The sequence below is a fragment of the Caballeronia sp. J97 genome, assembly GCF_905220305.1.
Taxonomy (GTDB): domain Bacteria; phylum Pseudomonadota; class Gammaproteobacteria; order Burkholderiales; family Burkholderiaceae; genus Caballeronia.
Genome location: NZ_CAJMZL010000010.1, coordinates 1 through 11,593, shown reverse-complemented (window position 1 = coordinate 11,593; position 11,593 = coordinate 1). Strand labels below are relative to the sequence as shown.

8 protein-coding genes and 2 pseudogenes are annotated in these 11,593 nt (G+C 61.7%); 2 read left to right on the top strand and 8 right to left on the bottom strand.

From position 1 onward, the window contains the following. Window positions 1-119: 119 nt before the first annotated feature. Window positions 120-329 (bottom strand): hypothetical protein, encoded by a 210-nt coding sequence (locus U4Y90_RS15125; RefSeq protein ID WP_321795567.1) that lies wholly within the window; start codon window positions 327-329, stop codon window positions 120-122. A gap of 1,230 nt (window positions 330-1,559) precedes the next feature. Between U4Y90_RS15125 and U4Y90_RS15120 the strand changes: the two genes are divergently transcribed. Next, window positions 1,560-3,356 carry a ShlB/FhaC/HecB family hemolysin secretion/activation protein gene (locus U4Y90_RS15120; RefSeq protein ID WP_321795565.1) on the top strand — a complete coding sequence of 599 codons (1,797 nt, stop codon included), beginning with the start codon at window positions 1,560-1,562 and terminating at the stop codon, window positions 3,354-3,356. Window positions 3,357-3,366: 10 nt separating this feature from the next. Here the strand turns inward: U4Y90_RS15120 and U4Y90_RS15115 are convergent, their stop codons facing one another. Then, window positions 3,367-4,221, bottom strand: a complete 855-nt coding sequence (locus tag U4Y90_RS15115) for a class II aldolase/adducin family protein (protein ID WP_321795563.1) — start codon at window positions 4,219-4,221, stop codon at window positions 3,367-3,369. 773 nt (window positions 4,222-4,994) lie between these two features. Between U4Y90_RS15115 and U4Y90_RS15110 the strand changes: the two genes are divergently transcribed. Further along, window positions 4,995-5,726, top strand: a complete 732-nt coding sequence (locus U4Y90_RS15110) for a Crp/Fnr family transcriptional regulator (RefSeq protein WP_321795561.1) — start codon at window positions 4,995-4,997, stop codon at window positions 5,724-5,726. A gap of 9 nt (window positions 5,727-5,735) precedes the next feature. Here the strand turns inward: U4Y90_RS15110 and U4Y90_RS15105 are convergent, their stop codons facing one another. The 6 genes and pseudogenes from U4Y90_RS15105 to U4Y90_RS15080 all read right to left on the bottom strand — a co-directional run bounded on the left by U4Y90_RS15105 (window position 5,736) and on the right by U4Y90_RS15080 (window position 11,308). Next, on the bottom strand, window positions 5,736-6,563 hold the full coding sequence (locus U4Y90_RS15105; protein ID WP_321795560.1) for an ABC transporter permease: 828 nt from the start codon (window positions 6,561-6,563) through the stop codon (window positions 5,736-5,738). Between the two features lie 14 nt (window positions 6,564-6,577). Next, complete coding sequence (locus U4Y90_RS15100; protein ID WP_321795558.1) at window positions 6,578-7,831, bottom strand: ABC transporter permease; 1,254 nt, start codon at window positions 7,829-7,831, stop codon at window positions 6,578-6,580. A gap of 26 nt (window positions 7,832-7,857) precedes the next feature. Next, window positions 7,858-8,904, bottom strand: coding sequence for an ABC transporter substrate-binding protein (locus tag U4Y90_RS15095; protein WP_321795556.1), 1,047 nt, complete (start codon window positions 8,902-8,904; stop codon window positions 7,858-7,860). Between the two features lies 1 nt (window position 8,905). Then, the gene (locus U4Y90_RS15090) at window positions 8,906-10,087 is read right to left on the bottom strand and encodes an ABC transporter ATP-binding protein (RefSeq protein WP_321795555.1); all 1,182 of its coding nucleotides are present in this window, start codon (window positions 10,085-10,087) and stop codon (window positions 8,906-8,908) included. 19 nt (window positions 10,088-10,106) lie between these two features. Next, a pseudogene (locus U4Y90_RS15085) lies at window positions 10,107-10,364 on the bottom strand ((2Fe-2S)-binding protein); the annotation flags it as partial. Between the two features lie 249 nt (window positions 10,365-10,613). Then, window positions 10,614-11,308 (bottom strand): annotated as a pseudogene (locus tag U4Y90_RS15080) (LysR family transcriptional regulator). Window positions 11,309-11,593 lie beyond the last annotated feature (285 nt).

The window sequence follows — 11,593 nt, the reverse complement described above, 5'->3', positions numbered from 1 at the left end:
TGTTGCTTTAAGATTGGCGTCAGCCATAGTCAACTCCTGAGTTGAGTTGGTGGTGGTCAGCGGGCCGTGAGTGTTGGAAGCACTCACGGCCCGCGCTTCGCTTACGCGGTACTTCTCCTTCAGTTGCTCATGACGCGGTTGACCTTGGCGCGTTTGACAAGACTGTCCATCAAGATCACCAGCGCCTGCTGATCCTCGTCGGGCAAGGCATCGACTTCCTTTAACAGCGCGTGCAGCTTCGGGTTATGCACGGTCGGCTCACTGGCCGCCGAGGATCGCCCGGAAAGTTCATCAAGGGTTACGTTATGTACAACCGGCAGTTGCATCAAGACAGCAAAGCCAAGGAAGAAACGTTAGCTAAGAAACTGGCCGACGAGAGCGGGGGGCGAATACACCACGCAGCAGATTGAAGACCAGATGGCGCAGATGAATCTGACGGAGAACGGTCAGACTGAGTCAGGTGTGGTGTGTGTAGCGACCGGAGCTCAGCCGCAGGACGGAACTGACTGACAGCCTTATGGGGTGAATCAGGCCGGACAGCAGGTATGGGCGCAGAGGCTTGGTCCAGGTGATCCGGATTGCAGGCGTATATTGCGAAGGGTGCGCAAGGTAGCGGGCTGTCGTGTCAGCCGACGACTACGGGCTCTAATCCAGGCTTGGTTCGTGCGCCGGACTTCGTGAACTTCCGGATTGATTACTTCGTGGGCAGTGCGTGGGGAACGTTTACGCGCGATGGGAATGCGTTCGTGGGAGGCGGGGTTAATATGAACGTTCCCAACCCTGTTAGCTTTGGCGTAGGAGTGTCACTCGGTTGGCTTAATTCAGGCAAAGTGTCGCCTGGACAAACGAATAACTTTGCAGTTGGTTGTGCGGGCGGGATGAGCGGAGCCTATGATTTGCTCGGTGGTGGTTGATGTACTCGCCGGGTTACGGAAGTGCGACGATGATCGATGTCGGTACCGGCATAAATGCGGGCAAGACCAATAATATCGGCACGATTGGAGGTGGGTACACGGTGGACCGAGGAAAAACTGGAATCAAGAAGAATCAGGTGAACTGAACATCACCAACAACAACCACATCCAGATTAAGATTAATGAGATATGCTGACCGAGTCGGCTTCGTCCTCTGGCAAACTCGCGACTTTGATCTGAAAACCGTGCCGGGGCGAGATGGCTCGCACTGCCGAATCAACGCGGTCCAAAATCGTTGGCCCATTGGGGCGAAACCTGATTCGACAAAGCGAGTCGCGTCGGATCATGTATCGGCGCGTATGCGGATATGTAGCACGATCCGGCCCCGCCCGACGCATGGGATGAAGTTCGAGACGTCGCGCAATCGCCCGATAGCCTGGCGTCGAAACAGCAAACCGATGCATAGCCGAACCTGCCCACTTCGACCCTTACCCCGACGCTGAACTCTGCCTTTTCGAACCACCGCTCAACGAGCTCGAGCCACGGATAAAGCGGAGGCGACCACCTGACCGGCCACATAGAGAAACCGGCTCGCGTCCCTCCTCAGATGACCGTTTGTTTTATTCAAACCAAAAAAGCAACTCGATGACCTACCCAAAGAGGCTCGCGGCACTGCCGCTCATGGCCCTGACGTCGCTCGCCGTTCACGCGCAGCAAATCCCCATTCCTGTCGACGAAGCCGCCGCCGCGCGCGCCAACGCGATTCAGGATCAGCAAGTGCAGCAACAACGTGAGGCCCAGCAACGCGAATCGGCTATTCAAGCGCCGTCCGTGCGCTCGGACGTGCCTGAGGATCGCGGCTTTCCGACGCTCCCGCCGGAGACGCCATGCTTTCGCATCGACACGTTCGCGCTCGATGTGCCGTCGTCCTTGCCCACGTCGATACACCTCAAAGGCGCATCCGCACTGCCGTTGGACCCGTTCGCGTTCGCGCGCGAATGGCTCGATCACTACAAAGGACAATGCGTCGGCAAGGCTGGCGTGAATGCGCTGACCAAGGGCTTGCAGCAAGCCATCCTTTCGCGCGGCTACATCACCACGCGCGTGCTGTTGCCCGAACAGGATCTGTCGAGCGGACGACTGGCTATCGCGCTCGTGCCGGGCGTCATTCGCGACGTGCGCTTCGCGGAGCCTTCGTCGTGGGGCACGTGGAAAACCGCGTTCCCCACGAGACCCGGCGAAGTGCTCGATCTGCGCGATCTCGAACAAGGCCTGGAACAGATGAAGCGTGTCTCCAACCAGGACGTCGACATGAAGATCGAGCCGACGACCGTACCGGGAGAAAGCGATGTCGTGCTGTCGGTCAAGCGCACCAAGCCGTGGTCGCTGGTCGCTTCTGTCGACAACTCGGGCAGTCGCGCGACGGGCAAGCTGCAAGGCAGTCTCGGCGTGGGCATCAATAACCTGCTCGGCCTGAACGATATCCTGAGCCTGAGCGCGAATCAGGACTTGTATTTCGATGACACGAGCCTGGGCTCGCACGGCTTCAACGGCTCGTATTCCGTGCCTTGGGGTTACTGGACCGCGACGCTGTTCGGCTATACCAACACGTACTATCAGCAGATCGCGGCCGTAAACGAGACCTTCGTGTCGAGCGGTAACGCGCAGACCGCGGGGTTCAAGCTGGCGCGCGTGCTGCGTCGCAGTCAGACCGATGTGCTCGGGAGCTACGTGCAGTTGTCCAAGCGCTTCGGCGCGAGCTTCATGGAAGATACGCCCATCGAGCTTCAGCATCGCAACAACACGTTCCTCGAACTGGGCGCGACCGATCGTCATTACTTCGGCGGCGCACAGTTCGATGGCGCGCTGGCGTATCGGCAAGGCATCGGTGCATTCGGCGCAACGCCCGATCCGTCGCTGCCGCCGGATCCGAACATCGCATCGACGCCGGCCACGACGCCGGGCGACCCGACCTACCGCTTTCACATGGCCGTGCTCGACATGAACCTGTCGGTGCCGTTCGCCATCGCGAAGCAGAATCTTCGCTATGTCGGCAGCGTCCACGCACAGTACACGAACGACACGCTGTACTACATCGACGACCTGACCATCGGGAGCCGCTACACCGTGCGCGGTTTCGACGGCGAGAAAATGCTGGCCGGCGAAAAAGGCTTCTACTGGCGCAACGAACTGCAATTGCCCATCGGCCAGACGGGACAGTCGCTCTATGCCGGCGTCGACTACGGCCGCGTGTTCGGACCGAACACGGCCGACCTGGTGGGCACGCAACTCGTCGGCGCGGTGATCGGCATTCGTGGCGGCATCCCGTCGAAGTATGCGGGCTTCAGCTACGATCTCTTCGCGGGCACGCCGATCTACAAGCCGTCGGGATTCGTTACGTCGCGCGTGACGGTCGGGTTCCAGGTGGTCGCGCAGCTTTGAGTGATCGCGCTCAGTCGAACATATCCGGCTGCGTGGCGACGAGACCGTTCCAGATCGTCTGGAAGTGCAGCCAGCCGATATAGTCGCTGCCCACATGCTCGCGGCTGTAGCGCGCGCGGTCTTCTGGCACGAGCTTCGGCGCGATGCCCGTCGCTTCGACCATCAGCTGTTGCCGGCAACAGCGCTCGAGCGCGATGAACCAGAACGCCGCCGAATCGATGCTGTGCCGGCTCGCCGTGAGCAGGCCGTGGTTCTGGTGAATCGCGGCCTTCACGCCCTTGAACGCATTCGCGACCCTGTTGCCGCCCTTCACTTCGACGGCGACCTTGCCGGCTTCATCGCCGATCACGACGTGGTCTTCGAAGAACGCGCACGCGTCCTGCGACATCGGAACGAGCGGCTTGCCCAGCGCCGCGAACGCGGTGCCGTAGACGGTATGGGCGTGGCACATCGCGACGATGTCCCGATGCTGCTCATGCACGGCCGCGTGCAGCACGAAGCCCGCGCGATTGATCGCGTGTCTGCCTTCCACGACCTCGCCCTCGTGATCGGCGCAGATCAGGTTCGAAACCTTCACCTGCGCGAAGTGCACGGCCATCGGGTTGGTCCAGTACAGCGACGGATGCGCCGGGTCGCGCACGGTGAGGTGGCCCGCGAAACCGTAATCGAAGCCTTGCAGCGCGAACGCACGGCACGCGGCGACGAGGCGCTCCTTCAAATACTGACGATGTTCGGCGTGGCTCGCGAACGCCGGCAACTCGGGGAAGACAAGACCTTCCTGTTCCGGCTGATAGATCGACACGCGGCCCTTGAGGTCGATGGCCGGTTCGGCGGTCTGTGCAGGAGTCTCCAATCCGTCGCTCATTTGTGCGCTCCATTCCGATCAAAGAGGATGCTACGCATGGTGCCGCGAGCGATGCCAGCGCACAAACGAAGTTTGTTCACCGATGCCTGGAGCACATTCGTGTCAAAGCCGCGTGAAGCGGCTCGCGAATGAGGAAATCCGCTTAGGTTTAGGCGATGCAACATTTTTTGCGCCGCCGCGAAACCGCTCCGGATCGCGTTCGGCGCTGCGCCAGCGCTTGGACAAATCCTGTGAAGGCCCGCCACACAAGGCTCCGGAGAAAACACGGGGCAGGACTTCAGCCGCCGCGCTCGCGGCCGTTAACCACCTTTGCAACATTTTTTGAGCGCGGGCCGTTTCTGTGACGACAAGGCTTTCAAGCGCCCGATCGAGCGCGTTTCGCGACGCGGGCGCTTCATCGGGCCTTTGCCTGACGGGACATTCGACATACGAAAACGTTTGGCATTCGCCAGGCCGCGCGCGCGATCCGTATGAAGGTCGCTTTTCACGTTTGAATCAATTTTCTTCGTACTTGAACGCACGTTGCCGCGCGTTGCGTGTGGAACCGCGCAAAGCCCTGTTGATATAAGGATTGGCGCTCGCTGGCATAGCTCTCGCTAATGTATGACCACGCACGAACATCGCCGCGGGACTCAGACAAGAAGAAGCGGCGGGTTGGTGCTACGGGGCTGGTCGCAACAGGGTTCGATGCACGTCATCAGATGCATGCACGAATCCTGTTGCGAGCCAGAAAAATCTAAAAGCGCGAAGCGCACACGAACGAGACTAAAAAAATGTTGACTCTTCAATCCGACCTGCACGGCAATCATCTGTTGGGCGCACTTCCGGCGCAAGAATGGCAAGCCATCGCGCCTCATCTCGAACTCGTCCAGTTGCGCACGGAGCAGTTGCTGTGCGATTCCGGCCAACGCATCCACCACGTGTATTTCCCGACCACGGCGATCATCTCGCTGCTGCATACGATGGAAGACGGCGGCTCCGTCGAGGTCGCGGCAGTCGGACGTGAAGGGATGTCGGGCGTTCCGGTGCTGACGGGCGGCGACACGATGCCGACGCGCGTACAGGTGCAATGCGCGGGCTTCGCATATCGCATGAGCGCGGGCGCGTTGCGGGATCACTTCGGGCGCTCGGACTTCCTGCGCCGCGTGATGTTGCTGTACATGCAAGCCCTGCTCACGCAAGTCGCGCAGACGGCCGCATGCAACCGCCATCACTCGCTGTCGAAGCAACTGTGCCGCTGGCTGCTGATTCAGACGGACCGCACGCCGTCGGATCAACTGCGCGTGACGCAGCAGATGATCGCCGACATGCTCGGCGTGCGCCGCGAAGGCGTGACCGAAGCGGCCGGCAAGCTGCACGACGCGGGCCTGATCCATCACAGCCGCGGCTGCATCAAGATCCTGGATCGCGCCGGACTGGAAGAGCGCGCATGCGAATGCTACGGCATCGTCAAGCGCGAATTCGACCGCATGCTGCCGCGCCGCCAGGCCGAAGCGCTCGCGTAAGCAGCGCGATCATACGAGGGCGCGGCTGGCAGCAGCCGCCCGCCCGCGCAACCAGTTGATGCTTGCGAAGAGCAGCACGGCGAACACGATCAACATCGTCGCGACCGCGAGAATCGACGGATCGATCGAATCGCGAATGCCGCTCCACATCTGCCGCGGCACGGTGCGCTGATCCGGCCCGCCGATGAAGAGAATCACGATCACTTCGTCGAACGAGGTCGCGAACGCGAATACACTGCCCGTGGCGACCGCCGGCGTGATGAGCGGCAGGGTCACGCGGCGAAAGGTCGTCCACGGCGTCGCGCCGAGGCCGGATGCGGCGCGCAAGAGACTTTGATCGAACGACAGCAGCGATGCCGTCACGGTGATCACGACGAAGGGCGTGCCGAGCGCCGCGTGCGCGAGAATCACGCCGGGATACGAGTTCACGAGGCCGAGCGGCGCGAAGATCAGATAGAAGCCCGCCGCGACGACGACAATCGGCACGATCATCGGCGAGATGATGATCGGCATGATCACCGAGCGCAGCGGAAACTGCGCACGCGAGAGGCCGAGCGCCGCGAGCGTGCCGAGGCCGGTGGCGATCAGGGTCGACGCCGCGCCGATGCCGATGCTGTTCAGGAGCGAGCGCTGCCAGTCGGGGCTCGTGAGCGCCTGCTCGTACCAGCGCAGCGAGAAGCCCTGCAACGGGTATGAGAAATACGATCCCGAGTTGAACGAGAGCGGGATGATCGCGAGAATCGGCGCGACGAGAAAGAACAGCACGAGCGCGGTATGCACGCGCACCCAGCGCGATGCGATGCGTTCCGTCAGCACCTTGTTGCGTGGTTCGGTCATGGCGGCAGGACTCCTCAGCCGAAGCGCAACCGGTCGATGCCGACGATGCGGTTGAACAGGAAATAGAAGATCGCGGTGAAGATCACGAGGTACGCCGAGAGCGCGCCCGCGAGTCCCCAATTGAGCTGCGTATTCGTCTGCAGCGCGATGAGCTGACTGATCATTTCATCGCCCGCGCCGCCGAGCAGCGCGGGCGTGATGTAGTAGCCGAGCGCGAGCACGAAGACCAGAAAGCAGCCCGCGCCGACACCCGGCAATGTCTGCGGAATATAGACGCGCACGAACGCGGTGAACGGATGCGCGCCGAGCGATTGCGCCGCGCGCAGATACACGGGCGACACGCCCTTCATCACCGAGAAGATCGCGAGAATCATGTACGGCAGAAGCACGTGCGTCATGCCGATCAACACGCCCGTGCGATTGAAGATGAGCGGCAACGGATGCGTCGCGAGCCCGAGTCCCGTCAACAGGCCGTTGATGACGCCGCCCGGCTGCAGCAGCACGTACCACGCGGTCGTGCGCACGAGCAGCGACGTCCAGAACGGCACGATCACGAAGAGCATCAGGCGGTTGCTGCTCTGCGTGGGCAGATTGGCAAGCAGCCATGCGACCGGATAGCCGAGCACGAGGCACAGCAGCGTGACGGACGCGCTGATCGATATCGTGCGCAAGAATGCTTGTCGATATACCGACGAGTTGTCCGGCACGAATGCGACGTTTCCTTGCGGCGTCACTTGCGCATCGACGGCGGCGAGCAGATAGTCCGGCGTCGGCGAGGCGGCCGCGCGTTTCAACAGACGCCAGATTTCCGGCGAATTCCAGCGTTCATCCATTTCGATCAACGCGGGCTTCCATGCTGGCGGCGTTTCGTCGCGCACGCTCCGTGCGGTGCGCATCAACAGACTGCGAAACTCGGGCTGCGCGAAGTTGAGCCTGCGCGCGACGGTGCCGAGCTGTCCGCTCTGCTGCGCGTCCTTCAGACCTGAAGCGAGCAGCGCGAAGGTATGTTCATCGGGAACGCCGCGCCCGTCCCACGCGTCGAGCGCGCGCGAGAGCACCGGCATGCTGTCGGGCACTTCCTTGTTCTCGACACTGCGCGCGAGCAGCAGCGCGATCGGTGCGATGAACGTCGACAGCAAAAACACGATGAGCGGCAAGGCAAGCAACAAGGCCTGCACCGATGCGCGGCGGCGCGCTCTTTGATACGAGGCGCGGCCATCGGCTCCCGTCGGAGAGCCGGAGGCGGGCGCGTGGATCGATGCAGGCATGTCGTTCCTCGGGTCCTTTTGCGACGTTACTGCGTCAGCCACACCTGGAAGCGCTTGTTGATCTGATCCGCGTTATCGGCCCAGAAGTTCGCGTTGATCTGCACGGCGCGCTTGAAGTTGTCCGGCGCGGTCGGCATGTCGGCGAGACGCTGCTTGTCCACGAGCGCAACCGCGTCCTTGCGCGGCGGCGCATACGCGATGTACTTCGACAGATCGGCGGATGCCTTCGGCTGCGCCTGCGACACGATGAACTTCGCGGCGGTATCGGCGTGTTTCGCGCCCGTCGGAATGGCCCACCACTCGAAGTCGTAGACCTGCGCATCCCAGACCGCCTTGAAAGGCTTGTTGTCCTTCTTCGCGGCATCGTCGATGCGGCCGTTGTACGCCTGCACCATCACGACCGCGCCGTCGGCGAGCAACTGCGGCGCCTGCGCGCCCGATTCCCACCACACGATGTTCTTCTTGATCGTGTCGAGCTTCTTGAACGCGCGATCGACGCCCGCGGGCGTGCCGAGCACCTTGTACACGTCCTTCGGGTCGACGCCATCGGCGATGAGCGCCCATTCCATCGATACCTTCGGCGACTTGCGCAGGCCGCGCTTGCCGGGGAATTTCTGCAAGTCGAAGAAGTCGTTGACCGTCGTGGGCGCGGTCTTCAGCTTGCTCGCGTCATATGCATAGACGGTGGACCAGACCATGCTCGCGACCGCGCAATCGCTGATCGAACCGGGGATGAAATCGCTCGTCTTGCCGAGCGTTTTCTTGTCGAACTTCTGCAGCAGGCCTTCGTCGCATGCGGTGATCGCATCGTTGGTTTCGAGATCGATCAGGTCCCATGTCGTGTTCTTCGCCTGCTCCATCGCGGAGAGCTTGGCGAGGCCGCCGTCGTACGATTCGGTCGAGAAGTTCACGCCCGTCGCCTGCGTGAACGGATCGAACCAGGCTTTCTTCGCAGCGGCTTCGTACGCGCCGCCGAAGGTCACGACGGACAACGTCTCCGCCGCCTGTGTCGAGATCGTGGCGAACGCGAATACGGCGAGTGCGGCGCATTGTGCTTTGATGTGAGTGCGCATGTCAGTTGGCTCCTTCGGGTGCGGTCGAGATGAGAGAGGGTGAGGGCGGTGTGGTCGGGGCTATCGCGGGTGCGCTCTTCGGCGCCGTGATCGCGAGAATCTTGCAGTCGTCGTGACGCCACGCGATGTCGATCGTGCTGCCTGCCGAGGGCAACGCATGACGCTGGGTGTTGGGCACTTTGACGACGATGGAATCGCGGGCGCCCAGCTTGAGATGCACGCGATGATGATCGCCGCAATACACGAGTTCCTCGACGCAGGCGCGCACCACGTTGCTGTCTCCGTCGGGCTGCATGTCTTCCGCGCCGGGGATATGCGCGCGTTCGGGGCGCAGCGCGAGCATCGCTTCGTCGCCGGCGCGCAGGCCGTGTTCGCATCGTCCGCGAATGACGCTGCCGTCGGATAGCGCGAGCGTCGCCCATTCGTCGTTCGCACTGACGACGCGCCCCGTGAGTCCGTTGTTTTCGCCGACGAAGTTCGCGACGAACGCGTTCTGCGCGTTCTCGTAAAGCTCGCTCGGCGTCGCGGCCTGCTGAATGCGGCCATCGGAGAAGACAGCGACACGATCGGACATCGTCAGCGCTTCGGCCTGATCGTGCGTCACATAGACGATCGTCAGCGAGAGCTCGCGATGCAGGCGCATGATTTCGTATTGCATCGTTTCGCGCAGGCGTTTGTCGAGCGCGCCGAGCGGCTCGTCCATCAGCACGACGCTCGGTTCGAACACGAGCGCGCGGGCGAGCGCGACGCGCTGCTGCTGCCCGCCGGAAAGCTGCGAGGGACGCCGGTTCGCGAGATGCGGCAGCTCGATCATCTCCAGCGCGCGCTTCACGCGCGCCTTCTGCTCGGCGCGGCTCACGTGACGCACGGAGAGCGGAAATGCCACGTTCTCCGCGATCGTCAGGTGCGGAAAGAGCGCGTAGTTCTGAAACACCATGCCGATGTCGCGCTGATGCGGCGGCTTGTCGTCGAGCCGCCTGCCGTCGAGTCGGATCTCGCCTTGCGTCGGCGTTTCGAAGCCCGCGAGCATCATGAGCGTGGTCGTCTTCCCCGAGCCCGACGGTCCGAGCAGCGAAAGAAACTCTCCCTTGCGCACGTCGAGGTTCAGGTCCTCCACGACGTAATGCGCGCCGTCATACGATTTGCTCACGCCCGAGAAGGAGATGAAAGAAGGGTCTGACATCGTGATCGCGTCCGGTCTTTCAGTGCTGTGCGAGCTTCGCCGCGATATAGCGCGCGAAGTCGAAATTGGGCCGTTCGAGATGGCTCAGATTGCCGGGCTTCGCGAGCGGCGCATGCACGCCGCGAAACCCCGCTTCCACGCCGCGCCTGTCTTCCGCGTTCACTTCGTCGAGCAGTGTCTTCAATGTCGACATGTGCGCGTTGGCTTCCGGATCCGCGATGAATTCAGGCGCGAGGCCTCCGCCGAAGCGGATATGCACTTGCCCGACGCCGGGCGGCATCGCGCGCGCATCGCTGAATGAGCGTTCGCAATTCGACTGCAACTGGTCGATGAGTGTTTCCATCGCTATCGTCCTTGCCGGACTGGCCATGAAGCCCTCCTTGTCTCATCCCCGTGAGAGCGCGCTGGCGCGGGCTTTGATCGCGCTGCGCTCGACATGGACATCAATCTATCAAGCCAATTTGCCAGCCAAAATATTGTTTTCGGATACAAGGCAAAGTTTTTGCCTATGTAGCGCTGATAACTTTCACGAGTCGATATGCAATCGCCGGATATAAGTCTCGCAGAACGACGAGAAGCGATGCACGATTTGCCGCGGACGCATCGTGCGCGATTGCGCAATGCCTAGCGTCGTCGCGTTGACGTTGTCCTTGAAGCGCTTAATCACGAAGTCTTCGCCATCCACCGTGCGATTCGACTTGAGCGGAAAATTAAGGCTGCTATAGCCGAGGCCGTTGGCCACCATGCCGCGCACGGCCTCCGGCTGCGATGAGCGATACGCGGGCACGGGGCGGCTGCCGACCGCATCGAAGAGCGCGGTGAAATACTCGCGGCTGTGGGGAAAATGCAGCATCACGTAAGGCTCTGGCAGCAAGTCGGCGAGCGATACCTTGCGCGCCCGCGCAAGCCGGTGCGTCTTCGGTCAGGTCCAGGCTAAAGGTAAGCGCGATATCGAGCGAGCCGTCATGCAGGCCGCCTCTTCAGCAGTTTGCGCGCTTGCCCGAGCAGATGGCGCCCGGACTGCGTGAGCGACAGGCCGCTCGCATGATGTCGGATGAATAGCTGCACGCCGAAAGATGCTTTGAGATCGGCGAGCGCAGTAGATTTGGACGGCTGCGAGATATGCAGTCTTCGCGCGGCGGCGGTAAAGGACAAGGCTTCCTCGGTGACCACGAAATAGCGCAATTGCCGCAACGAATAGCGCAAGGGATGGCTTTCCATCGGGGACATTCCGTAAATCAGCGTCGATGCGGCACATTGTGAAGTGCTCAAAATTCATTGCATAGCCAAATCCGATGCTATGCATTTTTTAAATATATTTTTCAGATTCTATCGAGACGGGTAGATTTTCACGGACGACATCGCGGATACAACGCCTTTCAGAAGGACATAGCCATGACAGTGGAAACAACGTCTATCGACACGCTCGTGGTCGGCGCCGGCCAGGCCGGCGTCGCGATGAGCGAACATCTGAGCAAGCTCGGCGTACCGCATCTCGTGCTCGAG